The organism is Lacrimispora sp. (assembly GCF_032078915.1).
Taxonomy (GTDB): Bacteria; Bacillota; Clostridia; order Lachnospirales; family Lachnospiraceae; genus Lacrimispora.
In genome coordinates, this window is record NZ_DAMAUN010000046.1 from 1 (window position 1) to 26,465 (window position 26,465).

Here is a 26,465-nt window from a genome sequence, read left to right on the forward strand (position 1 = left end):
TCTGATTTCTTTTATCCTCCAGAGCAACTTCAGCAATCATTTCACCTGTCACTACACCTTCTATGGCGAGATCCAAAACTTCTTCTATTTCAAGATGAATACCTAAATCCTGCACCAGATGTATTAGTTTTGAAGAAGCATCTTGTTCTTTCTTTAAGATATCCATTTCATTTTTTTCAAATTCAGATACTGTCGGATCAATCCCATATCCTAAAAGATGGAGATTGACTCCTTCAAATTGACAATCAAGCTCAATAGCACGAATAAATTCGATACCCAATTCATTTGCTGATTTCTGAGCATCTCCTATCCCTCGTACGGAATTATGGTCAGCTAATGCAACCGTCTTTAAACCATGTTGTTTACACAGCTCCATGAGTTGTGATGGCGTATATTCACCATCGTTACTAATATTGGAATGCATATGTAAATCTAACTGATTAACCATTTCAAGCCCTCCTTGCTACGATTTTATTAATTTTCTAATTTTGGTTCCAATGGTTTTAATGAAATTTGTTTTATACCTTCTGCAAAATCTTTGCCAAAGTCACTTGATACAATAATGTCAGGCATTACTTCTGACTTAATTGTTTTTTTACAGTCCTTTATAATGAGATCAATCGCTGCTTCAACGAGATTTTCTCTGTAAACGACAAGGATATCCGGATTTAAAAGGCAGGTGAACGTAATGATTAATTTCTTAAGTGCCACTGAAATATTTTCTGAAACATATGCTGGATTCTTCCAATCAAACCCATCCGGAAGAAATTTAGCTTCACCAGCAAAGCCATCTTTTCCTTTATACATATCACCGTTGATAAAAACACCTGCACCTAAAGGATATTTCTCCGGAATATAAATGCCAACCACGTTTTTATCGTAACATTGATTAGAAGTACAATATCCTAGTACAGCTGCATTAACATCATTTTCAAAGACTACAGGTATTTGAAATTGGTTTCTCAAATGTTCCACAAGGGATCTCCCTTCAAGAGATATATAATCACTGTTCTCCATCTTCCCTCTGATTTCCTGTCCTGGCATACCAATGCCGATCACTTTAATGTTAGGATACTTTTTCAGCATTTTCTCGATTATCAAATCAAAACTACGTTCAGATATTTCATCTAAGATAATCTCGTTGCCTTCAATCACTTCCCCATATAGATTGACAACGGCAACATGGGTTAAATCCTTCATTTCATACTCATTTGTATAAATAACTAATGCCATACTGTATTCCTCATTAAAGGAATAGACTACCGCTGGTCTGCCGCCACTGGACACTTCCAGCTTATCAAGCAGTATCTCTCCATCTCTCAAAAGCACTTCAACAAGTGAATTAATTGTTACCACGCTTAATCCTGTCAAATTTGCCAATTGAGGCTTTGTTGCTTTTTTATTTTCTTTTATCACCCGTCTAACCGTATCTAAATTGATTTGTTTCATTAAATTTACATTTCCTACAGCCATACGACTCTCCTTTATTAAAGATGCTTTATAAAGTATCTTTACTTTATCAGATATGCAGCTGATAGTCAAGTTGATTATATACATTCTATTCCCGCTAAGGCTGCCTTTGCCTTAGAAAGGGCCTGTCCTCAAAATGCAAAAGACAAACTATCAGCTTTATGCCAATAGTCTGTCTTTTGCTGCCACATATCGTTTGCAACTGCTCAATCTAAATGTTCCCTGATACGTTCAATCAGGCGCCTGAATGTGCGATCCCTTTTCTTTTATATGATTTAAAACTCCCCGTATGTCAACTAGCAAAAATCCTACCACTCAGCTTTTGTTCCATCATAATGCTTCCAGTTCGGATTCGACCAGTTGAGTCCTTCCATCGATACTTCTTTCACCTTTTCTTCGTCGATGATAAGACCCAATCCCGGTTTATCCGGTAAGCCGATAAAACCGTCCTGATATTGGAATATTTCTTTATTTTCCACAAAATCCAGGAGATCAAAACCTTTGTTATAATGAATTCCCAGTGACTGCTCCTGGATAAAGACATTGGGGCTGCAGGAATCAATTTGTAAGGTAGCCGCCAGTGCAATAGGACCATAAGGGGCATGGGGAGCAGCTGCGATATCATAGGCTTCTGCCATGGCGATAATCTTCCTGGTTTCCATAATCCCGCCGGCTAAAGCTACATCCGGCTGAATGATATCGATATATCCGCTTTTCAAAATATCTTTAAATCCCCAGCGTGTATAAAGCCGTTCACCAGTTGCCAGCGGCGTCACCACATGCTCTGCCACTTCCTTAAACGCCTCCTGATTTTCACAAAGCACAACCTCTTCTAAAAACATTGGCCGGTATGGCTCCAGCTCTTTTGCCAAAACTTTTGCCATCGGCTTATGTACACGTCCGTGAAAATCCACGCCAACATTCAAATCGTTACCAAAAGCTTCTCGCAGAGCGGCAACCCGTGCCACCACTTCATCAATTTTCTTAAAATTATCAATATAATGAAGTTCCTCTGTCGCATTCATTTTTACCGAATCAAAGCCTCTGTCCACCCGGTCTTTTGCATCCTTTACCACATCGCTGGGACGGTCGCCCCCAATCCAGGAATAGACTTTAATCCGTTCTCTGGCGGCCCCTCCCATCAAATCGTAGATTGGCGCCTGATAGTATTTCCCCTTAATATCCCAAAGCGCAATCTCAAGCCCGGATATGATCGTCATATTAATCGGACCGCCGCGGAAAAATACACGGTACAATTCCTGCCAGAGAGTTTCAATCTCCAACGGATTTCTGCCAATCAATCGTTTTGCCATTTCTTTTGTACCGGCTGCTACTGTCTCGGTCTTCGTCCCGGAAACCATCTCCCCCCAGCCCTCGATGCCCTCGTCAGTGACTATTTTCACAAAAATCCAACGGGGTTTTACTGTATATACGATTACGTCTGTTATTTTCATACTTCTGCTCCTAAACTTACAGCTTCCTTCTGCTTTTTCTCTTCTAATATTCTGGCTCTCTTCTTGTTCAAATTACTCATAAATACCCAGGTACCGGCGATAGCGGCAATCAACAGCGGAATGCTGATAACCAGATTACCGATAAATGCTTTGTAAACTAAAAAGCTGACAGTCAGGCTGGTTGCCGCAAACGAGGTTATGTAACTTCCATCTGCTGCCAGATTTAAGCCAACACTGGTTGCTAACGCGGTAAGAACCGGCGCGGTAGCAGTACCGGCAAGCAAAATCACACCAGTACAAACAAGTCCCATGATAATATTCTTAAATAAATTGCCCCTTGTAATAGCCACGACCAAAGCAACACGGAAGGTTACTACTGCCAGATCAGCAAACGGAAGAACACGGTTTCCAGGCAGAACAGCCGCCATTAAAATCGTTAATGGTATAACAATCAGTGATGTTGTAATAACATCCGGATTACCAACTACCACTGCAGCATCAAGTCCAATAAGAAATTTCCTGCCTTTGAATTTACTTTGAGTGAATTTTTTTGCCGCCTCGGAAATTGGCATTAAGCCTTCCATAAACAAAGAAGTCATCTTAGGAATCAAGACCATAACTGCAGCCATATTCACACCCAATGCCAGGATTCCTGATACCGGGTATTTAGCCAGGGCACCAATGATACAGCCTAATATCAATCCCATCATGGTTGGTTCACCGAAAAAGCCTAAATATTTCTTAGCGTTTTTCACATCAAAGTTTAGTTTGTTAATTCCTGGAATTCGGTCAAGCAGCCAGTTAAGAGGCGCCGCAATGATCACAGAAGACAATGCGGACATTGTCGGCAGGGAAACACCGGGAATCCCAAAATAATCTTCCACTAACGGCGCCGTCCAGTCTGAGAGTTTAAAGGTAATAACCGCCATTACCACGGTTGCCGCGATTCCCAACGGGATACTTTTCGTGACATAATAAACCATAATACCGACAATTGCCATGTGATGATAGTTCCAGATGTCAACATCAAGGGTATCCGTAGCCTTAAGTACAAGCATAATAATATTCGTTGCCAGTATACAGAAAATCAAAATAGCTATAATTGGTGACGACCAGGTCACCGCGGCGATCGCTCCCCAACCCACATCCAGAATATCAAGTTTAATCCCAAAGTTTTCTACCATTGCCTGGGCCGCTGGTCCCAGGTTTGATTTCATCATATTGATAACCAGATTAATACCTGCAAAACCGATTCCAATTGTCAGTCCTGAACGAAAAGCTTTTGCTAATTTCACGCGAAAAATCAAACCGATGATCGTAATAATAATCGGAAGCATCACAACCGCTCCGGCAGCCAAAATCGTATTAAATATAGAATATATAATCTGCATGATCACTTCTCCTTAGTTTTATATTTACTTTAACATTGCAATAATTTCATCCAACGTCGCTTCTTCTCCGATTCCTGTCAAAAGAGAGATTGCTCCAATCACCGGGATTCCCACATCCCCACCGGTGAACTTTCCTGTCGTAACCAGTAAGTCGAAGTTTTCCGCTTTGGATTCCACCTCCAGAAGCTTGCACTGTGTAACCGCAACGTCAATACCGCTGTCTTCACATTTCTCTTTTATTTTTGTACCTACCACTGTTGATGTTGCAATTCCATTTCCACAAGCTACTAATATTCTTTTCATTTTCTTCTCCGATCTGATTCCGTAATTTTTAAATCCTGGTTAATATTAGATTTCATATTTACTGCTGTAATAAATGGCTGGATATAATATCGTAAACAGGTTTTGTGTCGATGGCTGTTACAATATTTTTTAAATTGTCCTGATCTTTAATTAACTCCACAACCTTTTGAAGCATCTCCAAATGACCATGTGCCTCTTTTAATGCCAGGACGATGATGATATTCACATCAATTTGATGGTCCGGTTCATCCATCGCACTGAATTTTACCGGTTTTTTTAGTATTCCCACACAGATTGCTGCCTGATTGACATAACTTGTATCCGCATGGGGAATTGCAATATTGATTTCACCTGTTGACAGACCTGTCGGGAACATAGCCTCACGCTCCAGAATAGCCTCTTTATACCCCTTTTTCACATAGCCTTTATCCAGCAAGTAATCCGTCAGCTGTGTCAGTGCTTCGGTATTTTCCTCTATTCCTTCCAGTTCCAGTATCAATGATTCATCAAAAACTATTTCGCTCATTCATATTCTCCTCTATATCAGCTGTTCTGTCAGCTTCTGTACAGATGCTTTTAGCCCGGACAGATTTTCACTGATTATATCCTCTTTTTCAAACAATCCGGAACCTATTCCCGCATAAGCAGCTCCGGCATTAAAAAACTCCTTGACATTACTGCCGTTTACACCGCCTACTACCATCAGAGGAAGCCTGCCAAGAGGTGCCTGAATATCCTTTAAATAAGCTGCTCCCATGATTCCTGCCGGAAACAGTTTGATAATATCAGCTCCGTCCCTTATGCCCTGCATAATTTCTGACGGAGTCAGAGCCGCAGGGACAGAAATAACCCCCTGCTCTTTGCATAACTCAATAATTTCCTTACTGAATGTAATGGGAGATAATAAGAATCTGGCACCTGCTACAATTGCTGCACCTGCCTCCTCATAGGTGGTTACCGTCCCGGCACCGACCAGTATATCATTACCGAATTCTTTACTGATGCTTTTGATAATCTCTATCGCATCAGGCGTATTCATCGTAATTTCAACTGATTTTATTGCGGTGCCGAGAAGACTTTTCACCACGGTTCTGATTTGAGAATGGGTATACCCTCTCAAAATGACTGTAATCTTTGGAAAATCTTCCTTTTTCATCTTTCCACTCCTTTCTTGCCTCTACGCTATTATATAGAGCAAGAACCGTGCCAACTTAATTGACCGGTTTTGTGTCCAGACGAAGATTTTCCCTGATTTCATTGATAGAATTGCTGTTTCTTATTAAACTTACCAGGTTTTCGCTGCTTAACACTTGATAAAGCTGTTCAAAATATTTTTTCGAATTTTCATCCAATGCCAGTACAAAGATCAGATCGACCGTATTTGTACCATCCCACATCACTGGTTTGTCCAGTTTTGTGATCGATATGACCGGCTTTGTAACACTCGCCGGATCACCGTGGGGAATTGCTATACCACCTTTTAAATAAGTGGTCATCATTCCTTCCCGTTTATAAACACTTAGTAAAAACCGCTCGTCCACATACCCCTCGCTTGTCATCGTCTCGATCGCCTGATCTAAAAGCTGTTCCTTTAACCGGTATGGCGGATTCACAAAGATTAATTCCGGTGTAATGACCTCACCAAGAATAACATGATCCAACAATAAACTGTTTTTAATGATTTTCCGAAGCTTTGAGATACCGGAAGACTGATAGATATCGTCCAGGGAAAGAAATGGAATATCTTTTACTTCCGGATCAATTGTCCCAACGATTGCGAGGATTTCATATTGAGCCGCTTCCTGTAAGATAATTTGTTCCACATCTTCATTTTCTATATAGCCTCTGTTTATGATGACAATATTGTCCAATACTGATTTTAACCGCTCTGAGATAAAATCCCGAAGCATTTTTGCTGCTCCCTGCCCGGTGATACACAGACAAAGAACCGCTCTTTTATGCTGAATCTTATTATATTTGGCTGTTTTAGGCTGCAGCGTTTTTTTACTGCCAAGTTCATCTACAATTGTTTCGATTGGCTCTTCTGTCCAAAGTACTTTATGAAGGCACTCGATCACCATTAAGGTATCCACCCTCCCACAGACGGCAACCGGGATTTTTGTTTCCTGCCTGATTTTCTCTGCGAATGTCAGGAGGGATCCCATATCTGCAAGCAGGATGCAGCCCCGTCCCTGGTTTCTTTCGATTACCAGTTGTTTTGTTTTCTCATAGGCCGCCGCAGGATCCTCACTAAGCGCCATCTCCAATGCTGCGGCGTGGTTTACCCCCAGAATTTTATTGGCGACCTCTGCCATCCCCCCCGCGACTCTGCCATGAGACAGCACGATCACTGCCGTTTTTCCCTCCGTATCAACATGTCCGCCCTGAAACTTCTTAAGATACATTGCCAAAAAGACTGCCTCGTCGGTTGGAAGCATCACATAGAATTTATAATTGACCTTATCAACAATATGAGCTGCAACCTGATATTCTTTTGCATGCCGCTTTTTAATTTCTTCAAAGCTGCTTCCTAGCGCCACTTTTCGCTCTTTGGTTATATCCAGTGACGCACGAATATGAATGGCCATGGGAAAAATAATCGTATCCTTAAGTCCTGGTAATTCTTTCTGCGCTTCCTGATATATATATTCCGTTATTTCCAGCACATCTTCTCCTACAATCGCGGACAGCTCATGCAGGCTGAATTTGGACTCTTCCATTTTGCGGATCTGTTGAACCAGCGTTGTTTCAACCTCATCTTGTAATATCCGGCTGATCTCTTCTGCTGCTATCCCATTTTTCAAAAGCTTCGTATATCTTTCTTCCAGCTGCTCGTAAATACCAGTACCGTTCATCTTGTGTAAACGTCCTGAAAACTGCTGGTATCCAGCCTCTGAAAAAAGGACATCCCCGCTGATTAAATGGCGTATGTCATTAGGAACCGATTGATTGATACAGCTCTTTAAATGCTCCGGAAGGTTATCCGTAACTACCTCAATCGCTGTTTTATTATGAAGCTTTGCCTCTAAGAATGCCTTCGCACAGCAAACCTGGATATCTGATTTCAACTGACCGATATTACCGGGAAATTCAGCCAAAAGCAGACAGTTTAATACCGACTGGTTTACATGGATATCACGCCCAAGCCGTTCCCGTTCCATCGAAAGATAAAACTCGATAAACTGCCATTTTTCCTCCATCGGCCGTTCCGTTAATGCCGGAATTTCAATGCTCATTGGAATACGCCGGCGAAAAGTTAAAAGCAGCGAGCTTTCCGGATCCTCCGTCGTTGCCGCAATAATCAAGGGATGGCTTTCACGGCTGGTTTCTGCTTCTCCCAAACGGCGGAACCTTCCTTTATCCATTAAGTAAAACAAGATCTCCTGCCCTTCTGCCGGGAGTCTGTGTACTTCATCCAGAAACAAAATACCTCCATCACATAACTCTACAATTCCCTTTTTATGTTCTGTAGCTCCGGTAAATGCTCCCTTCGTATATCCGAATAACTGAGCCAAAAGCAGCTGAGGATTATCGGCATAATCAGCACAGTTAAACTCAAAATAAGGAGCTTCTTTTTGAAAGTTATCCGTTCTGACTGCAAAATCATGCATCAGCTCTGCTAAGAAACTCTTGCCAACACCGGAAGGACCATATAACAGCGTATGCAGCCCTTTTGGCGGATACATGACTGCCGCCTTGGCCTTACTGATTTGATTTTTCAGACTACCGTCCGATCCGATAATCTTATGGAAAATGTCATCTTGAAACTCCTGCTTATTATCATTAACCGGTGTTTCATCCTGAAAAGATTTGATCACCGGCTCCCATAATTCAGGGTAAGATTTGTGAAGCTGTCCGACTGTAAACTTTCCGATCTTAAATCCTCGCTGCTTTAGTAATTCTGCCAATTTACGATCTGATACCAATCCCATTTCATAAAATAAACTCTGAATCTCCTGAAGTAATCGTTCTTTTCTCCGTTCTGATGAAGCAGGGATTCCAGTTTCTATCCGGACTTTCGTTATATTTTCACGCAGTGTTCCCAATTCATTGGCTATGGCTTCATCCGTAAGAGGATTCCGCTTATCCTCCTGCCCGATTATTAACTTTATTTTGTCCCTCATAACTCTCCCTTCCTCACTGGCAGATAATATTTATGTTCTAAAAAAGATTCTATCACCATGTTATCATATCCGCAACTCTGCGCACAGAGAAAGTCTGCGGCAGATGAATCCATGGACTGGCGGGTGACATATTAAATAATTTTCTCCTGTCTGTAAAGCAAAAAACGGAGAATTGAAGTTGTTCTCAAAATATTCTTAAGCCAGCCCCAGGGGGATATTCAACCGTATTCTGGTATTTATTTTTAGTATATCATAAAAATATTCTCAGGATTTGATTAAAAAAATGAGCGGCTGCAGGCCGCCCATTGGAATTTGTATTTCAGATATCAAATTTTATTATGTATTTATCAAACTAGAATTCAGAAGTCAGTTATTCGACCAAATGCGCTTCACAGGTGGGTTCAAGGGCAGGATACATTGCATCTTCCGCGTTTACTGCTGCACGCTTAGACCATTGGATGCAATTACTTCTTTGTACCAATAAAAGCTGTCCTTTTTCATTCGCCTCAGTGTACCACCTCCAAAATCATTCCGGTCCACGTATATGTAACCATAGCGCTTGCTCATTTCTCCGGTAGTTGCGCTGACCAGGTCAATGGGGCCCCAGGTAATATAGCCAAATAGATCTACCCCATCTAAATCAACTGCGTCCATTGCCGCTTTGATATGCGCTTTCAGATAATCGATGCGGTACTGGTCATGGATCTTCCCATCCGGCGAAATCTCATCTTTAGCGCCAAAGCCGTTCTCAACAATCAGCAGCGGCTTTTGGTATCGGTCATACAGTTCATTTAGTGTAATTCTTAAACCGGTGGGATCAATGCCCCACCCCCACTGACTGCATTCCAGATAAGGATTTTTGACATCACCGTCCACATTGCTTAAGGTTTTCATATCTGGCATATCCGCTTTGGCGCAATGGCTCTGATAATAGGAGAAGGAGACAAAATCCACAGGGTTTTCAAGCAGGATCACCACATCCTCAGGAGCTATTTGTAACTTTACATCTTCGCGCTCCAGTCGTTTTATGGAATATTCCGGATAATAACCTCTGGCCTGTACGTCCGTAAAGAAGTAAGCCTCCTGCGACCTCTGCTGGGCACAAAGTACATCTTCAGGGCGGCAGCTGTAAGGATATACGCTGCCGGATGCCAGCATACAGCCGATTTTCATATCAGGGTCTATTTCATGTGCGATTTTGGTGACCAGTGCGCTTGCCACCAATTCGTGGTGTGCGGCCTGATACTTTACCTGTGTTTCCTGATCGCCTTCCCGGAAAACCAGACCGGCACCTAAAAACGGAAGGTGAAGGATCATGTTGATCTCATTGAAGGTGAGCCAGTACTTGACCATTCCATGAAACCGCTGGAACAGGCACATGGCATATTTGGCAAACAGGGGAATCATTTGACGGCTGCGCCAGCCGCCATATTTACGGATGAGATAGATCGGGCAATCGAAATGGTTAATGGTGACCACCGGCTCCATACCATACTTTTTGCATTCAAGAAATACGTTTTCGTAGTAACGAAGCCCTGCTTCATTTGGCGCTTCCTCTTCACCGGTGGGAAAAATACGGCTCCAGGCAATGCTGATGCGGAGGCATTTTAAGCCCATTTCGGATAAAAGCTTTATATCCTCAGGATAGCTGTTATAGAAGTCGATTGCCTGATGCGTTGGATAAAAATGCTGCGAATCAGGGCAAAGCATTTTCAGCTTACCGGAAGCAACCGCGTACCGGTCTTCGCCATAAGGAAGTACATCTACATTGGCCAGGCCTCTTCCATCTGCTTCATAAGCGCCTTCACACTGGTTGGCTGCAATTGCACCACCCCATAAAAAATCCTTTTTAAGCATTGCTATTCTCCGTTTCATCATCTAAGAACACGGCCATGTTTTCATTCTTTACGCCAAGCATGCAGGTAAAGAATGCAGCGCCGATAACCGCAGCAGCATATCCAAGCAAATAGGCCAGAGGCTTGGTGTTGACCAGTGCACCCAAAAGTCCGGACACCATCATTGTTTCTGCACCTTGAGTCTTAAACAGTCCTAATACAAAGCCGCCGCAGGCACCGCCTAAGTTAGCGGCCAGGAACGGTTTCCACAGAGGCAGGGAAATACCATAAATCATAGGTTCCGAGATACCGAGCAGCTGGGTCAGAATGTTACCGAAAACGGCAGAGCGCAGCTTGCCATACTTTTTCTTGTCGCGGTAACGGATCAGAAGGCCAACCGCAACACCTGCCAGACCTGCACCTGCCAAAGAGGTAAAGCCCTGAAGGCACGTATAGCCAACTTCTTGAAGCAGCAGCGTATTGATTGGCGTAACAATGTGGTGTATCCCCATGGCGACCAGGAAAAGGAAGGTACCGGATATAATAGCGCCGCCAAGCGCACCGGCATTGTAGACCAGCCACAGGATAGCAGTGCTGAGGGCGTCACTTACAATACCGCAAATAGGCTGGATGATAAACAGTAATGCCAGGCCGGTGATCACAACAGAAAATAAAGCGGGGAAATGGATCTGAAGCGAATTCGGAAGCTTCTTTCTTGCACTTTTTTCAATTTTAGCAGCCAGCATACCACCAATGAGTGCGGCAAATGTCCCGCCCAGGCCGCTTTTGAATTGCAGATTCATGATGCCCATGGCAATCCCGTTTAAGGCACCGACATTCGTAACGATTGCGCCGACTGCAAGGCCTACAAATAAGTTGCCGCCGCGAACCTTGGCGGCCTGTCCTGCAACCGCGACGTTCATGATGGAGAAGAAAGAGCCGGCGATCACACTAAGCGCTGCCATAAAAACAGAACCTCCATCTGCAATTCCGGCAGGATTAAACAGCTGGACACCAAAATAAATGTAAATATACTGCAGTAGCTTCATAATGCCGTATAAAAGGCCCGTACCGGCAAAGGCAGGAATCAGCGGTGTAAAGATCTGAGAGATGATCGTAAAGATCTCGTTTCTACCCTTTTTCTTTTGATTAAATTCCTCTGCATGATCTATGGACGCTTGTGACACGCACCCCTGTATTTTACGGATTTCCTGGCAGGCCGCATCCGCCTTACCAGGTCCCAGGATCACCTGGGGATTGCTGTCATCTCCGGCCAGTCCCATAACACCCGGGATCGCCTGCAGCTTCTTCCTGTCTACCAGTGCCGCATCGCGAACGGCCAGCCGCAGACGAGTCATACAGTTCCCTGCTTTCGCAATATTATCAATGCCGCCCAGTCCTTCGATAATTGCCGTAATGTTAATCGTACTGCTCATAATTTTTTCTCTCCTTTATTTTTTCTCCACTGAATGTAGTTGCGTAAGCTTCCTGTCATATCATGTAAGCAGTCAGGATTACTTTTCAGTGTACAAGACACAGTAAATTGGGGAGCCAAAACGATTTCGTCTATCCCTTGATAAATGCTCCGGTGCAAGTCCGGGTGGTAATCGGCAATTGTAAGCAGGGCACGAATCAGATGACTCACGTATTGGAATCGGTAATCCTGCATATGGCTGATAAATTTATCAAAAGATACCCGGTCGTTTATAAAGGTTTCGTTTTGCTGCAGCATATGCAGCAGTGGTTCACTTGCCTTTGCAATATGAAGTCTCCCCAATGCGTAAACGGCACTGATTCCTCTTAAGGAATTATATGATTTACTGGTTTGCGGCAGATAGCTGTCTCTTCGCTGTGCCGTTTCGGTTAAAATCGAAAAGCCAGAATCATCCTCACACAAAGCCAATACCAATGCGCTGTTCACCTGTAAATTGATATTGTCTTCGGTCAGCCAGCCTTTTAATGCGTCTGTGAACCGCCGCTTCCATGCAGCCAGCATCGCAAAACCTGGACTATCGGATAACAGGCCCTTGCGGATCTGTTCCGTTGTTGAAGCAAAACGGAGGATCCGTTCGCGTTCAGGCGGAGGATTGTCCTTTAATACATAATGATTTCCCAAAGAAAGGCAGCCTGTTTGAGTAAGCCTCTCCTTTAATGCCTGGTACGGCACATCCTGCAGCGGAAGTCCCAGACAAAGGGCCTCTTCCACAACTGCGGCTGCCGCTTCGCCTGACTTTTGGCAGTCGCGCATCATTCGCGTATGGGAAGCCATGTCGTGATCCAGCGATAAGATTCGCCCGGCTGCAATCACATTGTCCAGTGCTTTTGGAATCATCACTTCCTTATTGATTGGTACTGAAACCAGGGTGGACCACATACTCAGCCCAACGACCCAATCGCACAAAGTCTGGCTTTCAAAAGCCATATCCTTCACATGGTTATCAATGTTTGCACTGGAATAAAATAATGGCTCTGCAGCTTCCTGGTTTTGTATCACCTGCTCCATTCGAAGCTGCCGGATCCCATCTATGGCAAATCCTTCACGAACCCCCAGCAGAGGGGACATCCCCATGGTGATCTGATCTTTCTGCCAGGTGCTGTAAACGGGATTGTTCAGTGATGCGATGATGTGGCTGGCATATTCCTCTGCCAGCTCCTGGCGGACATAACCCCCATCTATGTTATCAAAATTTATGCGGCAAGTATCTTTTTCGAAAAACTGCCGTACATTGGAAAATGGCTGTGACAGGCCATCGAATTCTCTACCGCTCTTTTTGGCGGATCCGGCCATCCGGCACAGAGCCGCTTCGGCTGAGGCATCAATAAAGTAGTCGGCGGAAACTTCTTTCAGCCCGAGAGGGGAAAGATACTGAATGCCTTCGATTGTTCTTCCAGCCGTATATACGCCGGTCAATGCGGAATCAAAGCTGATTCGGCAGTTTGTATCCTCCAATTCCTGTTCGTACACGTACATACGCATCAGCGGGTGAGACCCAAACACCTCCGGAAGACGATACTGCTTTTTTTGTTGCTCGATTTGTGCGTCGTACGCTTCATAGATCCCGCCGGGAGACCCCTGATAGTAATGGAACATAGCTCCGCTGTGTACACCGCCCAGGAAATTCTGCTTTTCTACGATCAGGACGTGGCGTCCTTTTTTAGCAAGGCAGATTGCCGCAATGCTTCCGGCGGTACCGCCCCCGAGAATGACTGCGTCATAATGGTTAGAAAAAGAGACATCACCTCTTTGTTCCTTAGTTATTTCTCCATGTTCGAGAATCTGTTGAAACATCAGCATAAGCAATCCCTCCAGAATTGTTCCCCACGTTCCATCGCATGAAGCAGATCTTCCGATAAGCAGGAACACAAAATGAAACCATTGGAATCAGAAAGAACAGAAGGCTGCTTCCCTCTGACGCATATCCGATCCGCTGCCTTCAGCAAAAGATCGCTGCTGTCCGTTCGCGTGCAAGGAAAAAGCCCGAGGGCTTGTTTGCGCAGCTGCGGATATGACAGTTTGGCGTCTACCGGCATTTCAAGTATGTAATATCCGCCGGTTGGAAAATCATGAATCGTGGCATTGGGGCAGATCACCGGATCCTGGCCTGCTTTCCGGATCAGAAGGTTCAAACTTTCGGCTACCATTCCATTAGCGGCATGCTTAGCAAATGATTCGGTAGTGTCTACATAATTTTCTGCCTGTATGTGATAGATTTCATCCCGGCAGATGGCTGTAAGTGTGAAATGATTCATATCTTGCTGACGGGATATGATCAAAAAATCGAACAGGATCTGTAATTTCTGGCTTTCCGCGTATCTGCCCAGGGCGGGCATCCCTTCGGTAACAGCCAGTTGCCCCTCCTGAACAATCGATGGATACTGTTTCATGTCAGCCCTAAATTTGCGGGCGGCCTCTCCCTGTATCGCTCTTTCCGGCATGGGGTCAGTCCGCATACTGGCATAAAAATCACTTGCCAGCTGGTTTCCCCGATCCACAATCAGTGTTCCTTCCGGATCACACGAAGCAATTGCCATCCCTGCCATGGTCGCACCATTGACAATGGTCTTATATTGTTTCAAAATTTAGGATCTCCTCTCTATATTTTTGTTTTTCTGTTAACAATATTATATAATTTTCACCAGTGCACTGCAACGCTTTGGGACCAGCTTGTTCCTTATCTCAAAAGTTGGACCTTATACCTTTATCCGTGATTTATCACACAAAAAAAGCATACCCCGAAGGATCTGCTTTATGTATTGATATCTTTATGAGCGGAAATCACTAATCCGGTTTGGCATCGCTGGTAGATTCCGGCAGGGCTTTTTCTTCTTCTGTTCTCATATTGGCTTTATACTGCTGATACTGTAAAAACAATGTTTCAATGGCAATAAAGTATCCAACAGCAGACTCGGTCCGATAGCCGTGATACTCTGAATAAAATTGAAAGTCCATCGTGTGTACATAAATGTTTTCATCACAAATCGAGGACAGTAAATTGTCTTTTAGCCGGGTGATCGAAATTACAGGAACGTTTCTTGCACAGAGGTTCCGTGCGAACTCTAATGCGACCGGTGTTTCGCCGCTGAAAGAAATGATAAAAACCAGGTCCTGGGGGGTAACATTCTTCAGCAGGTACGATAATTCGCTCCCGCCCTGTATGCTGATGATATAATCACCGCTGCACTGAAACAACCGCCGCATTTCTCCAAGAACGTTGTTTTGCATATTGCCCGTACCATAGGCAAAAATGTGCTTAGCACCATAAATCATCTGGTTGATCCTGGTAAAGTCTTTGTTTTGCATCTCAGCAACGATCTGGTGATAGAGTGAAATAAGATCTTTAGGATCGTTGATGTAAATCGTAGACTTCTGCTTATAATCCAGCTTCAATAAGGTCTTCAGTTCTGCATAGCCGCTTAATGAGAGCTTCTGCGCAAAACGCAGCACCGTTGTGCGTGACACGTTACAGACATCAGCCAATTCATAGATGGTGTAATCACAGCAGGCTTTCCGGTGAGTTGAAATGTATTTCCAGATGATAAGGTCAGTTTCTTTCAGTTTATGATAATACTTATTGACAAGCTCTTCAATTTCGATAACCATAGTTGCATTCCTCCTTAGGATCAGATGGGCCATGAATACTATTATACTATGCATCAGAGGTATTACAACAATAATATACGAACTGTAAGCTGAGAAAACTTCTGGTTTCTCTATTCCATTACTTGATCCGGTTAGTTCCGGCTTCCCACCAATGTAAAAAAGCGATATAATAAGGCTATCTCATAAAAAGGAGCCAGCAGATGATTTCTATTCTTAATTGCGGTTATGAATCCAGACATCAAAAACCATTTCACATGTTTCGCCCGGAAGGTTCTTCCGACTATACCCTTCTTGTGGTCAAATCCGAAGCCTTTTTTGAATGCGGCCATACTTACAGGAATCTCCCTGCCAATACGGTGATTCTTTATGACAAATATGCTTATGTCCATTACGGCTGTCGCACACCGGATTATAACGATGACTGGATCCACTTTGATCTGGATGAAAAAGATCTACCCTTTCTTATGGATTTAGAAATCCCCTTCCAGACGCCGGTACCCTTATCTGATGCAGGGCAGCTTTCCGAATACAGCAGGCTGATCGTAATGGAAAAACACTCCTCCCACCCTTACCGGGTGCAGATTCTGGATTCCCTCATGAGGACTCTCCTTTACACCCTCGCTTCCCAGATCCATGAAAAACCGGATAAAGCGTCTTCTCATAAATACTATGGAATCATGTACGGCCTTCGGGTATCCATTTTAAATGCCCCTCACAGGAAATGGACCATAGATACCATGTCCCAGTCGGTCCACATGAGCCCCTCTTACTTTCAGCATCTTTATAAGGAGCTTTTCGGAACCTCCTGCATGCAGGATGTGATATCCGCCCGTCTGAAAAACGCCTGTTTCTATCTGCGGACCACGGAAATGTCTATCCAGTCCCTGTCAGGCTTTTGCGGATATGAAAGTGAATTTCACTTTATGCGGCAGTTTAAGAAATATAAAAACATGACTCCCAGCCAGTACCGCTCCAATTACAGGAATGTATCACCATAGGAAAAAATCCTGGCCTTTCAACTTAAACAAAGCCTCCATAAAGAAATAGTCCCCGTAAATAATAGGAAATTCATGTTCCTGGCTATGATAGGAACCGGTTCCCTTTTGGAGAATGGAATCATTTTCTTCTGTGAAATCACAGTGATGCTCATACAAAGCCCTTAACAGCTTTTCCGCTGCCTTGCAATACATATCCTGCTCCAGTTCCCCAGCCCGTCTGCCTATTTCGATCAACCCGCAGGCTGCAATGGCCGCCGCCGTATCATCACACCAAGCTGGCTCCTTTGGCTGACGAAAGTCCACCGGTATGATGCCGTCTTCCGGTATGGCTGCCATAAAATAATGGGCGATCTTTTTTGCAGTATCAAGGTATTCCTGTTTCCCGGTATGACAAAAGCTCATAAGAAATCCATAAAGTCCCCATGCCTGGCCTCTTGTCCAGGAAGAGCCTGTCTCATAGCCCTGCCCCCCGTAATCCCTTATCCGTGCTCCAGTCAAAGGATCAAACTCCACAATATGGCATACCGAGCCATCCCCTCTTACAAAATGCTCCATCACCGTATCCGCATGGAGCACGGCAATCTGTTTGAACCTGGGATCTTTTGTTTCCTCACTAGCCCAGTAAAGCAGAGGGATATTAAAGAGACAGTCAATGATCGCCCAGCCTCTTGTATCATCACTGCTTCCCGGTTTATCATTCCAGGCCCGTATAAAACGGCCGATGGGATTAAACCGCCCTGCTAAAAGACTAGCGGCGTGAAGCCCTCTTTTTCTGGATTCCGGATTCCCGGTGAGACGATAATCTGCCACAGCCGTAGGAAGGTACATAAAACCAACATCGTGATGAAGACCGTAATAATCCTCAAAACACTGATCCAGCTTTTCCTCAGAAATCCGGGCGATCTCCATATACCGTTCCTTACCGGTCTTATGATACATCTGCCACATCATGCCTCCCCAAAAGCCGTTACACCACCAGTTGATCCCATTGTCTCCTGCGAATTCACTGCCTTTGCTCCGATCGTCATGAACGCCATTTACCGTGGTATAGGGAATTTTATTTTTTGACTTTTCACTGACCCACTCCATCTTTTCCATGACCTTTAAAACAGCCTGGTCGATCCATGAACTTTCCTGTTCTTTACACATGAGCTTTTCTTTCCTTTCCATTTTAGAATATGATATTATTCGTGTCTATATAGTATAATCTGTTATCTTTATACCCTAAAGGAAGGCAGCTTTACAATGTACGTTTCAGTTTAATACTGACTTATTCTGCTTTCTTATACATCTCTGATACAAATTTAATCAGGATGGCCCATTAAATCCATAATAAAAAAGCAGGAGCCTTTTGAAATATCTTTTTCTCACATTTTCCAATCAAAACTTAATCACTACATTTAATGCTTCATGAACTTTACCTGCTGTCCGAATAGCTTCTGAAATGTCCTTAAGCGCAAACTCATGTGTGATGATTGACTCCAAATCATATTTGCCGCTCTCCATCATTACCATGACATCCCGGACATCTTCGGGCATATATCCGCCGCTGCCGATAAGAGCCTGCTGTGCGTAGGTCATGGACAGTATATCAACCGGGCGCTTGCCCGCCAGCACCGCTACAACCACAATTCTGCTAAAGATCTTGCCCATATCCTGATAGATTTCAAGTACGGAAGGAACACCTGCAGCATCGACATAAATATCAGCATTTGCTGTCTGTCCCTGCAGACCAGGAGCAGTTCCAAATACCCCCATGGCCTTTTCTTTCAAATCTTCTTTAGAAGAGTTGCAGGTTTCAAAGCCCAATTCTTTTATTTTTTCCAAACGAAAATCAGAAACATCAGTCACCATGACTTTATTACAGCCAAATTGCTTCAGTGCAATGGATACAGCAATTCCAATGGTACCCGCACCAAATACAATGGCATTTTCTCCTTTTTGGGGCATTGCACGCCTGGCCGCACGGTTTCCTATTGTAAATGGTTCGATTAAACAGCCGACTTTAGATGAGATTTTATCACTGACCGCATAAGCCTGCTTATTTAGTTCTGCGTTGGGAACTAAAATGTATTCGGAGAAACCGCCAAGTGTACCCGCACGATTTCTATCACCTTTTGCAAGAGACGGATATGGATAAACACGCTGACCTGCTTCTATACCTTGAACACGTTTACCAACAGCCACTACTTCAGATATTGTTTCATGGCCGAACTCTCCTCCGACTGTAACTTTATGGCCAGTGGCTGGGCCATGCCTAAAAACAGCAACATCCGTACCACAGATACTCGAATAGATATTTTTAATGACGATATCGTTGTCACCACAAACCGGTGTTTCAAGATCTACGACCGAAATGTCTTCTTTACCGTTATAAATTGCAGCTTTCATAAGAAAATACCTCCATCTGGTTTTTAGATTTGATACTTTATCTCAACACTTGTATTGTTAATATATAATAAGTATAATATTTGTATTATAATTATACTATCATCAATTCAGCTTCCAGTGTTGGGATAATGCCTAGAAAGGAACTTATGAACACAAAAAACAATCAGCGATACCGGGATAACGAACAGAAAATTGAAGAATGCTTTATTGATATGTTAGCCGTGCAGGAAATCAATCAGATTACGGTACGCTCCATCTGTCAGGCAGCAAATATCAATCGGACGACTTTTTATACCCACTTTCAGGATGTTTATGATCTGTTAGCTAAATTAGAGGCAAAGATGAATGCCCGAATAATGGAACAATATGATATGAACAAACTGAACGGAACATTTTTCATGACAGCAGAATATATACTACCATTTTTAACTTTTATACGTGACCACCAGAACTTTTACCGCGCTTGCTTAAACAAACGAAAAAATTTCCCTATTGAGGCAGGCTTTGAACAACTATGGAATAGAGCCGTTAAGCCTAATGCGCTGCAAAAGGGAATTACCTCGGAAGATGAAATGATGTACTATTTCGTATTTTATCAGGCTGGCATCACCATGTGCCTAAAGCGTTGGGTCGATCATGGCTGTCAGGAACCGCCAGATAAACTCTGCAATTATATTTTGAACTGTTTCCCAAAATAATAACACTATGGAATTTGTAATCGTAAAAGAAGGAGCTGTCCATATGGCAACTCCTTCTCTCATAAAAATAAATCAATTTTCCTTATTGTCTTCTTTTATCCCGTCCGCTTCTTCCTCCCCTGGGCGCTCAAATTCTCTCCGCAGCAGCTTTTTCACAGACCAGCCCACAAGCAATATCCCTACCACAAGGAATATAACCAGCGCTGTCATTTGAACCAGGTTTCGGATCCCGAAAGACATGGAAAGCTCCGGTATCATCTGGAACCCAAGGTAAACCAGATAGCCTCCGCCCACAAGCCGCAGGACCAGGGTGCTCTGAGGCGGATTGGAGGAACCTTTTTTCTCACTCATTATTATTCTCCTTTGTTATAAATTTCACAGATTCCCTTTCAACAGCCTCCGAATCAAAGAGGTAATTCCCATCAAAACATGGATTCTCTATGAGCTGTATCATATGTTCCGCCGCCTTTCTTCCCAGGGCCTCCATGGGATGGGGAAAGGAGGTGATGGGAACCTCTCCCAATGTCGCCAGATCAGAATTATCAATGCTGACAAGGGATAAGTCCTCCGGTATGCAGATTCCTCTTTTTAAGCAGATCCCAGACAACAGGTTTGCAACCTCATCGTTATAGCAGACAACCCCTGTGCAGCCCTCCAGCCGCTGGAACAGATAATCCGCCCATAACTCCATATCTTTCAGGCTCTCGGAATCGATCCACAGAATCCTCTTTCCGTCCAGCTTTAAGCCTGCCTTCTCCATGCTCTTTGCAAAACCGGAATATCTTAAATGGCCCTGGCCGTCATCCGATTTAAAAATTCCCCCAATCTCTTTGTGCCCCGCCTGAATCAGATACTCTGCCGCCTTCTCTCCTACCAGCGCGTCATTAAGTGATACGCAGGGAAGATTTAGCCCCGGATAACTGCTGTTAAAAAATAAAACCGGTACCTGCTGCCCCATCAGCTTCCTATAATAATGTAGATTCGGGTTGGGCAGGGCGCTCTTTGCAGGTTCCACAATCAAACCATCAATCAGTCCCTTATCCAGAATCTTATCCAGCGCCTCTCGTTCCCGATCAGTCCGGTTCCCGGTAAATGCTACCTGCATGGTATAACCAGACTTGGAAAGCACCCGTTCAATCCCCTTAAGCACAGCCGGAAATATATAGCTGTCCACATAGGTGCTGATGACAGCTATATTAAAATATTTTTCCTGACTTCCTCCCCGGGCACAGGCGCCTGCATAAGTTCCGCTTCCCTGTATCCGCGTCACCAGCTTCCGCTGCTCCAGCACGTCGATCGCATGGCGTATCGTCTGCCTGCTTAAATGAAACTGAAGGCTCATCTCGTTTTCAGAGGGAAGCTTATCGCCCAGCCCGATGCTGCCGTTTTCAATCTGTTCCTGTACCCATTGGACAACCATCATATATTTTGCTTCCCGTGCCTGCATATTCCATCCCTATCTTTCAGCTATTTTTTTCTCTTTGATAATAAGTCTATCGTAACTGCCCCCAAAAGTACAGCACCTTTTACGATTTTCTGGATATCGGTGGACCAGCCGTAAAGGGACATACCATTGTTCAAAATACCCATGATAAATGCGCCGACAACGGCTCCGATAATCGTTCCCACCCCTCCGGTAGTAGCAGCTCCTCCGATATAGCAGGAGGCGATGGCATCCATCTCAAACTGATCTCCCGCCTTGGGAGTTGCAGAAGCATTTCTGGCGGAGAGAACGATTCCGGCAATGGCGCACAGAATGCCCATATTGGTATATACCCAGAAAAAGACCTTTCCCGTATTGATGCCGGAAAGCTTCGCCGCTTTCGCATTGCCGCCCAAGGCATAAATCTGCCGCCCTGCCACAGTTCTGCTTGTAATGAAATGATAGAGGGCAACCAACGCGCCCATGATAACCAGAACGAACGGAATGCCGTTATATCGGGACAGCTTGTAAAAGAAAAACCAGACAATCACCAGAATCACGCCCACCTTTAATACGGACTGCCACAGGGGATTGTCCGGAAAACCATATTTCTTCTTTGTCCGTATGCTCTTTATTTCGGAGAAAATAATGAGTGCAAAGGCGGCAAAGGCAACTCCAATGGATACCACATCCAAAGTTCCTGTGCCAAATGAAATTTTAACGGTAGGCAGAAAGCCTGCACCAATGTATGTATAGTTTGTGGGAAGCGGCCCCTTTGTCTGGGCCTTTAAAAGAGTATAGGTAAGTCCCCGGCCCATTAACATGGTTGCCAGCGTCACAATAAAGACAAGGCTAACAGGACCCGACGCCGCACAAAGGCTTGTCTGAAAGACAAACAAAAAGACACCGGTTCGAGAAAAATCCGAACGGTGTCATATGGATAATGGGCGCAGAAGTCACCCATATTTAGACATGTATTTTTATATAGCTGTTTCCTTTTTCAACCTGCGAAAAGCCCATGAAAAACTGATACCACACATAACTACAAGCAAGAGAACAACGAAAACCACATCACAGACAACAATATTGCCATTATAAGGGAATCATCACTTTTTCGTACTGGTAGTGCCCTGCATCCACAACCATACGGCACATTGTGATTTCCAAATCAAAACGCCGTTTGCCGCAGCTTCCGGGATTGAGAAACAATACTCCCCCAATAATTTCTGCAGAATATTTGTGGGAGTGACCGTATATCACCACGTCAATATTTGTTAAGTATTTTGGGACATCCTTCTTGTTATGAACGATGAAGAATTTCACACCTTCAATTGTAACGGTAATGCTTTCAGGCAGGGCTTCTGCCCATTCTTTATCGTTGTTGCCACGCACCATATAGGTCTCTCCGAGCCGTCGTATGGACTCGGCAATGTATGGTGTGTTGATATCACCGGCATGAATGGAGCAATCAGCTTTGGCAAGTTCAGCTATAACAGGCTCTCGCAACAGACCATGAGTATCGGATAAGATTGCAATCTGTTTCATGAAATTCTCTTTCTTAATTATAAGTTTATTAATAATCTTAGTGCTTAAAAAATGATACTGTCAGAAATGATACTGTCAGAAATGATACTGTCAGTCAGGACTTTATAATCAGCCCATAGTTCAAAACAGCTCAATAAAGTCCTATTTTTCCTTTATTCATTCATCAGACGGAGGGAACGCCATCGTTTCGAATATCTGCCCATCTATGCTAATGATATCATCAACGGAGATCACGATGTCATTGGCCATAACGACAACCCGTTCATATTTATCTATCTTTTCAGCCGCATTGACAGCAGTAACATAGGTGCCGCCATTCTTCTTCCCATCCGGCTGAAAGTAAGTGATTGCAATTTCAGGATGCTCTTTAAGCCGGTCTGCTATGATTTGCAGCTTATTGCTCAAAGCGTCCTTCATGGATTCGTCCAGTTCTACTCTCTCATCAGTCAGCCTTGCAGTTTCTTTAATGGCGGCATCATAGCCGGTCAGTGCAGCGAAAGGGGAAAACTGAGCTGCCCGGTCAATGGCTGCCATATGGGGGTGGGTCGTAGAAACATGGTGTGGTAGATCGATGATATCGTCATATGCTTTCGTCACGCCTTGTGCCCTCCAATCTGTTTATTCCGGTCTAATGTGGTAGCGCCTTCCTCCAGATTCATGCCCTTTAAGATGGCGTTTTTTCCATATTTCTTTTTTATCTCCAGCATAGCTTTCTGCATGCTTTTCTCACGTACCAGCTCGGCTTCTTCCTCTTCTTTTTTCGCCTGGACAGCACCGTAATCCGTAAAGAGATCAAGCTGTTCAAAGCGATCTGACTTTTGAACGGTTTCCTCATCCACAACATGATTTGCTGTGATGTTGACTCTCCTGACGAGGAGATTTTTGTCGACAATGCGCTCAAACAAGTCCGTGACAGCATCCACGATCAATTTTGTAGAGGAGGTCTGTCTGCCAAGGTTTGCCGTACCGTGTGCAGATTTCGGAACGGCACGTCCGTAGTGGTCGGTGGTGACCGCCCCGTGGTATGAGTTCTTGGTCTTCGGGTTTGTCAGATTTTCAATATCATATCCGACCGTCAGAACAAGCTGGTCGGTCACAAGCTTTTTATCTACCAAATCAAGCACCAGCAGATCGGTCATTTCCCACACAATCAGCTTTGCTTTATCAAAGGTATAGGCGCTTTGCAATACCTGCCCCGATCCAATACTGTTTGTGCTTGGTTTATAGGCTTTAATATGGGCAATCGTGCATGGCTCCCACCCCCATGCATGGTCTATCAACAGCTCCGCATTGATTCCGAACAATTTGTACAATAAATCTTCTTTATAATATTCGTCAGACTTACCTATCGAGCATCTTGCAATATCTCCCATGGTAAAGAGTCCATGTTCCTCCAGCTTCTTAGCATATCCTCTGCCAACACGCCAAAAGTCGGTTAAAGGCCGATGTGACCATAGCAAGCGCCGGTAGCTTATTTCGTCCAATTCTGCTATCTGCACGCCGTTTTGATCCACCGGAATACGCTTTGCCTGTATATCCATAGCGATCTTGCAAAGATACAGGTTTGTGCCTATTCCTGCTGACGCTGTAATACCTGTCGTTTTAAGAACATCCAGAATCATTTTTGTGACAAGCTCACGGGCGGAAAGATTGTAGGTGTTCAGATAATCGGTGGCATCGATGAATACCTCGTCAATGGAGTAGACATGAATATCTTCGGGCGCGATGTACTTTAAATAGATATTGTAAATCCGCGTGCTGTACTCAATATAATGCGCCATTCTCGGTGGAGCAATAATATAGTCAAGTGAGATACCCGGTGAGGCTTTCAATTCCGTCTGGCTGGAAGAAGCACCGGAAAAGGCTCGTTCCGGTGCTTCGCGCAGCCGTACCGCATTTACTTCCCTGACCTTCTGCACGACCTCAAACAGCCTCGCCCTACCGGGAATCCCATACGCTTTGAGGGAGGGAGAGACGGCAAGACAAATGGTTTTTTCGGTACGGCTTGCATCAGCGACAACAAGGTTCGTGGTCAGCGGATCAAGCCCTCGTTCCATACACTCGACCGAAGCGTAGAAGGATTTTAAATCAATTGCAAAATAGGTTCTGTTCTTCATGTTTATTCTCCGGCCGCCTCCTTAATAATTTATCGATTTAAGATTATGTCTTTATCATAGTATGTACAACCGCAGCTTTAATAGCTCCATATCAGTATACTCTTTTTAAATAAATCTGTATTGATTATAACATAACACCTTTCATTTTTCGATGTTAAATTGGGGGAAGATAAAACTGCCAAGACTGTCCCTGGATGTACAAACAGGCCTGTTTTGTTTTAATAAAACCAGCCTGCCCTAGGGAATAACCATACAGATATCTTCTCAACTTACTGGATTTTGTATATCACCTGCTGATTTTAAAATCTTGAATACAGTATTATGCTGCGCTGGCTTCCATTCATCGTTTTGAGTAATGAAACACAGCAATTCCATCGCTAATAGTGTATTTATCAAGATGAAGCTGTATCGTCGGATTGTTTCCCAAAAACAGCGGACGGCCCTTTCCAAGTATGGTTGGAATGATTCCCACAATATATTCATCAATAGCATCGGCTTTAACAAAGTGATCTACCAAACCGCCGCCGCCAAACAGAAATATATTCTTACCACTGTTCTTTTCTTTTTCAAATATGCTGACTATATCTCCATGGATAAAACGGAGATTACCCTCATCTTCTTTCTCTTCACTTGTAGCTACATAAACCGTTTTTGTTGGATACTCTTTCGCAAAACCCTGATCATAGCAGTTTTTGCCCATAACAACAATGTCAATACACGCAAGAAACTCTTCAAAATCACTTTTTTCGGAGGTATCAATAGAGGCATCGCCTTGTCCCACAATCCAGTCAAAGCCTCCTCTATCATCAGCAATATACCCGTCAATGCTGATGGCCAGGTTCATTATAATTTTTCCACTCATTTCAATCTCTCCTTTTCATCGTGTGTTGGCTGCACCTTTAATTTTAACATAGTACTGCCAAGAATGGTAAGATTGCTTTTAAATTAACTCTTAATTAGATAGCATTGCGGATTACGGCCGGGATGATTCTATGTATATAAAAAGAGTGAGCAAATAACCCTACTCTTTTCATAAAAAGATTGGACAGCATTCCAACACAGGATCTTCTGTTTTGATGTCACAGATACCGCCTTGTTATTTTCATCAGACCATGAATGAGTTGGATATAATAATAGCAATTATTTATTTTGCCAATCAGCCGGATAAGTCACATAGATAAATCTTGCCTTTCCTTCAACTGAAAACTGAATACTTGAACCACTTGGAATCAAAATCAACTCTCCTGCATTGGCGGTTATACGACGGCCATCTATGATAATTGTTAGAGTTCCTTCGATGATATAATCAATTTCATCATATCCTAACGTCCAATCAAAGGTAGTATCTTCCATTACCATTAGTCCGCAACCCAGTCTGGGGCTTTCAGTAAGTGAGACTAAATCCTTCGTATACACTTTATGATTAGGATTGCCTGTGTCCAGCCGATCTTCTTCACTTACTGAAAACAATGGCAGCGAAATAGCCATTACACCACTAGAGTCAACATGTCTCTTAGAAGAATCATTTAACTTATTGCTGTATTCTTCCATTATAATACTACGAACTAACTTTTCAATTTCTGATCTGTCTATATTCAACTTCTTAACCTCCATC

At 43.7% G+C, this 26,465-nt stretch carries 25 protein-coding genes; 2 read left to right on the plus strand and 23 right to left on the minus strand.

Going from position 1 to position 26,465, the window contains the following annotated elements:
* From RT269_RS17350 to RT269_RS17410, 13 genes are all read right to left on the minus strand, one after another.
* A partial coding sequence (locus RT269_RS17350) for a PHP domain-containing protein (protein WP_313184441.1) occupies window positions 1-448 on the minus strand: 448 nt, incomplete at its 3' end.
* A 26-nt stretch (window positions 449-474) separates the two neighbouring features.
* The gene (locus RT269_RS17355; RefSeq protein ID WP_313184443.1) at window positions 475-1,473 is read right to left on the minus strand and encodes an ROK family protein; all 999 of its coding nucleotides are present in this window, start codon (window positions 1,471-1,473) and stop codon (window positions 475-477) included.
* A gap of 305 nt (window positions 1,474-1,778) precedes the next feature.
* Window positions 1,779-2,924 (minus strand): galactonate dehydratase, encoded by a 1,146-nt coding sequence (gene dgoD / locus RT269_RS17360; protein WP_313184444.1) that lies wholly within the window; start codon window positions 2,922-2,924, stop codon window positions 1,779-1,781.
* Window positions 2,921-4,315: a PTS galactitol transporter subunit IIC gene (locus RT269_RS17365; RefSeq protein ID WP_313184446.1), complete on the minus strand. Its 1,395-nt coding sequence runs from the start codon at window positions 4,313-4,315 to the stop codon at window positions 2,921-2,923. The genes dgoD and RT269_RS17365 overlap by 4 nt, the downstream gene beginning before the upstream one ends.
* A 24-nt stretch (window positions 4,316-4,339) precedes the next feature.
* Window positions 4,340-4,618: a PTS sugar transporter subunit IIB gene (locus RT269_RS17370; protein ID WP_313184447.1), complete on the minus strand. Its 279-nt coding sequence runs from the start codon at window positions 4,616-4,618 to the stop codon at window positions 4,340-4,342.
* 58 nt (window positions 4,619-4,676) lie between these two features.
* Window positions 4,677-5,144 carry a PTS sugar transporter subunit IIA gene (locus RT269_RS17375; RefSeq protein WP_313184449.1) on the minus strand — a complete coding sequence of 156 codons (468 nt, stop codon included), beginning with the start codon at window positions 5,142-5,144 and terminating at the stop codon, window positions 4,677-4,679.
* A gap of 12 nt (window positions 5,145-5,156) precedes the next feature.
* Window positions 5,157-5,774, minus strand: a complete 618-nt coding sequence (locus tag RT269_RS17380; protein WP_313184451.1) for a bifunctional 4-hydroxy-2-oxoglutarate aldolase/2-dehydro-3-deoxy-phosphogluconate aldolase — start codon at window positions 5,772-5,774, stop codon at window positions 5,157-5,159.
* Window positions 5,775-5,829: 55 nt separating this feature from the next.
* Window positions 5,830-8,742, minus strand: a complete 2,913-nt coding sequence (locus RT269_RS17385; RefSeq protein WP_313184452.1) for a sigma 54-interacting transcriptional regulator — start codon at window positions 8,740-8,742, stop codon at window positions 5,830-5,832.
* Window positions 8,743-9,174: 432 nt separating this feature from the next.
* Complete coding sequence (locus RT269_RS17390; RefSeq protein WP_442913829.1) at window positions 9,175-10,605, minus strand: 6-phospho-beta-glucosidase; 1,431 nt, start codon at window positions 10,603-10,605, stop codon at window positions 9,175-9,177.
* Window positions 10,592-12,013 (minus strand): PTS transporter subunit EIIC, encoded by a 1,422-nt coding sequence (locus tag RT269_RS17395; protein ID WP_313184456.1) that lies wholly within the window; start codon window positions 12,011-12,013, stop codon window positions 10,592-10,594. Before RT269_RS17395 ends, RT269_RS17390 begins: the two co-directional genes overlap by 14 nt.
* Window positions 12,010-13,872, minus strand: coding sequence for an FAD-dependent oxidoreductase (locus tag RT269_RS17400; protein WP_313184457.1), 1,863 nt, complete (start codon window positions 13,870-13,872; stop codon window positions 12,010-12,012). Before RT269_RS17400 ends, RT269_RS17395 begins: the two co-directional genes overlap by 4 nt.
* Window positions 13,866-14,654, minus strand: a complete 789-nt coding sequence (locus tag RT269_RS17405) for a hypothetical protein (protein ID WP_313184459.1) — start codon at window positions 14,652-14,654, stop codon at window positions 13,866-13,868. The genes RT269_RS17400 and RT269_RS17405 overlap by 7 nt, the downstream gene beginning before the upstream one ends.
* A gap of 202 nt (window positions 14,655-14,856) precedes the next feature.
* Entirely contained in the window at window positions 14,857-15,678 is an 822-nt protein-coding gene (locus RT269_RS17410; RefSeq protein WP_313184461.1) for a MurR/RpiR family transcriptional regulator, read from the minus strand.
* Between the two features lie 200 nt (window positions 15,679-15,878).
* Here RT269_RS17410 and RT269_RS17415 point away from each other — a divergent pair, with 200 nt between their 5' ends.
* Entirely contained in the window at window positions 15,879-16,676 is a 798-nt protein-coding gene (locus tag RT269_RS17415; RefSeq protein ID WP_313184462.1) for a helix-turn-helix transcriptional regulator, read from the plus strand.
* Here RT269_RS17415 and RT269_RS17420 read toward each other — a convergent pair.
* Both RT269_RS17420 and RT269_RS17425 read right to left on the minus strand, forming a co-directional pair.
* Window positions 16,668-17,825: a glycoside hydrolase family 88 protein gene (locus RT269_RS17420; protein ID WP_313184463.1), complete on the minus strand. Its 1,158-nt coding sequence runs from the start codon at window positions 17,823-17,825 to the stop codon at window positions 16,668-16,670. The two genes, RT269_RS17415 and RT269_RS17420, sit on opposite strands and share 9 nt — an antisense overlap.
* Before the next feature lie 231 nt (window positions 17,826-18,056).
* Window positions 18,057-19,067, minus strand: coding sequence for a zinc-dependent alcohol dehydrogenase (locus RT269_RS17425; RefSeq protein ID WP_313184464.1), 1,011 nt, complete (start codon window positions 19,065-19,067; stop codon window positions 18,057-18,059).
* 146 nt (window positions 19,068-19,213) lie between these two features.
* Between RT269_RS17425 and RT269_RS17430 the strand changes: the two genes are divergently transcribed.
* A complete protein-coding gene (locus RT269_RS17430; RefSeq protein ID WP_313184465.1) occupies window positions 19,214-19,765 on the plus strand; it encodes a TetR/AcrR family transcriptional regulator in 552 nt (183 codons plus the stop codon).
* Window positions 19,766-19,837: 72 nt separating this feature from the next.
* On the opposite strand, the gene RT269_RS17435 is transcribed toward RT269_RS17430, so the two are convergent.
* The 8 genes from RT269_RS17435 to RT269_RS17470 all read right to left on the minus strand — a co-directional run bounded on the left by RT269_RS17435 (window position 19,838) and on the right by RT269_RS17470 (window position 26,449).
* Window positions 19,838-20,116 (minus strand): hypothetical protein, encoded by a 279-nt coding sequence (locus tag RT269_RS17435; RefSeq protein ID WP_313184467.1) that lies wholly within the window; start codon window positions 20,114-20,116, stop codon window positions 19,838-19,840.
* Entirely contained in the window at window positions 20,109-21,212 is a 1,104-nt protein-coding gene (locus RT269_RS17440; RefSeq protein ID WP_313184469.1) for a GntR family transcriptional regulator, read from the minus strand. Before RT269_RS17440 ends, RT269_RS17435 begins: the two co-directional genes overlap by 8 nt.
* 20 nt (window positions 21,213-21,232) lie before the next feature.
* The gene (locus RT269_RS17445; RefSeq protein WP_313184470.1) at window positions 21,233-22,087 is read right to left on the minus strand and encodes an ABC transporter permease subunit; all 855 of its coding nucleotides are present in this window, start codon (window positions 22,085-22,087) and stop codon (window positions 21,233-21,235) included.
* 193 nt (window positions 22,088-22,280) lie between these two features.
* Complete coding sequence (locus tag RT269_RS17450) at window positions 22,281-22,733, minus strand: metallophosphoesterase family protein (protein WP_313184471.1); 453 nt, start codon at window positions 22,731-22,733, stop codon at window positions 22,281-22,283.
* 156 nt (window positions 22,734-22,889) lie between these two features.
* Window positions 22,890-23,330, minus strand: coding sequence for a hypothetical protein (locus RT269_RS17455; RefSeq protein WP_313184473.1), 441 nt, complete (start codon window positions 23,328-23,330; stop codon window positions 22,890-22,892).
* Entirely contained in the window at window positions 23,327-24,850 is a 1,524-nt protein-coding gene (locus RT269_RS17460) for a Y-family DNA polymerase (RefSeq protein ID WP_313184475.1), read from the minus strand. The genes RT269_RS17455 and RT269_RS17460 overlap by 4 nt, the downstream gene beginning before the upstream one ends.
* 340 nt (window positions 24,851-25,190) lie before the next feature.
* Window positions 25,191-25,712, minus strand: a complete 522-nt coding sequence (locus tag RT269_RS17465; RefSeq protein ID WP_313184477.1) for a dihydrofolate reductase family protein — start codon at window positions 25,710-25,712, stop codon at window positions 25,191-25,193.
* Between the two features lie 278 nt (window positions 25,713-25,990).
* The gene (locus RT269_RS17470; protein WP_331664189.1) at window positions 25,991-26,449 is read right to left on the minus strand and encodes a cupin domain-containing protein; all 459 of its coding nucleotides are present in this window, start codon (window positions 26,447-26,449) and stop codon (window positions 25,991-25,993) included.
* Between the last annotated feature and the right edge of the window lie 16 nt (window positions 26,450-26,465).

Excerpts from the sequence above, each read along its gene's own strand:
- RT269_RS17355 (WP_313184443.1), bottom strand. The coding sequence starts at position 1,473 with ATGGCTGTAGGAAATGTAAATTTAATGAAACAAATCAATTTAGATACG.
- dgoD (WP_313184444.1), bottom strand. The coding sequence starts at position 2,924 with ATGAAAATAACAGACGTAATCGTATATACAGTAAAACCCCGTTGGATT.
- RT269_RS17365 (WP_313184446.1), bottom strand. The coding sequence starts at position 4,315 with ATGCAGATTATATATTCTATATTTAATACGATTTTGGCTGCCGGAGCG.
- RT269_RS17370 (WP_313184447.1), bottom strand. The coding sequence starts at position 4,618 with ATGAAAAGAATATTAGTAGCTTGTGGAAATGGAATTGCAACATCAACA.
- RT269_RS17375 (WP_313184449.1), bottom strand. The coding sequence starts at position 5,144 with ATGAGCGAAATAGTTTTTGATGAATCATTGATACTGGAACTGGAAGGA.
- RT269_RS17380 (WP_313184451.1), bottom strand. The coding sequence starts at position 5,774 with ATGAAAAAGGAAGATTTTCCAAAGATTACAGTCATTTTGAGAGGGTAT.
- RT269_RS17385 (WP_313184452.1), bottom strand. The coding sequence starts at position 8,742 with ATGAGGGACAAAATAAAGTTAATAATCGGGCAGGAGGATAAGCGGAAT.
- RT269_RS17395 (WP_313184456.1), bottom strand. The coding sequence starts at position 12,013 with ATGAGCAGTACGATTAACATTACGGCAATTATCGAAGGACTGGGCGGC.
- RT269_RS17400 (WP_313184457.1), bottom strand. The coding sequence starts at position 13,872 with ATGCTGATGTTTCAACAGATTCTCGAACATGGAGAAATAACTAAGGAA.
- RT269_RS17410 (WP_313184461.1), bottom strand. The coding sequence starts at position 15,678 with ATGGTTATCGAAATTGAAGAGCTTGTCAATAAGTATTATCATAAACTG.
- RT269_RS17415 (WP_313184462.1), top strand. The coding sequence starts at position 15,879 with ATGATTTCTATTCTTAATTGCGGTTATGAATCCAGACATCAAAAACCA.
- RT269_RS17420 (WP_313184463.1), bottom strand. The coding sequence starts at position 17,825 with ATGTGTAAAGAACAGGAAAGTTCATGGATCGACCAGGCTGTTTTAAAG.
- RT269_RS17425 (WP_313184464.1), bottom strand. The coding sequence starts at position 19,067 with ATGAAAGCTGCAATTTATAACGGTAAAGAAGACATTTCGGTCGTAGAT.
- RT269_RS17430 (WP_313184465.1), top strand. The coding sequence starts at position 19,214 with ATGAACACAAAAAACAATCAGCGATACCGGGATAACGAACAGAAAATT.
- RT269_RS17435 (WP_313184467.1), bottom strand. The coding sequence starts at position 20,116 with ATGAGTGAGAAAAAAGGTTCCTCCAATCCGCCTCAGAGCACCCTGGTC.
- RT269_RS17440 (WP_313184469.1), bottom strand. The coding sequence starts at position 21,212 with ATGCAGGCACGGGAAGCAAAATATATGATGGTTGTCCAATGGGTACAG.
- RT269_RS17450 (WP_313184471.1), bottom strand. The coding sequence starts at position 22,733 with ATGAAACAGATTGCAATCTTATCCGATACTCATGGTCTGTTGCGAGAG.
- RT269_RS17460 (WP_313184475.1), bottom strand. The coding sequence starts at position 24,850 with ATGAAGAACAGAACCTATTTTGCAATTGATTTAAAATCCTTCTACGCT.
- RT269_RS17465 (WP_313184477.1), bottom strand. The coding sequence starts at position 25,712 with ATGAGTGGAAAAATTATAATGAACCTGGCCATCAGCATTGACGGGTAT.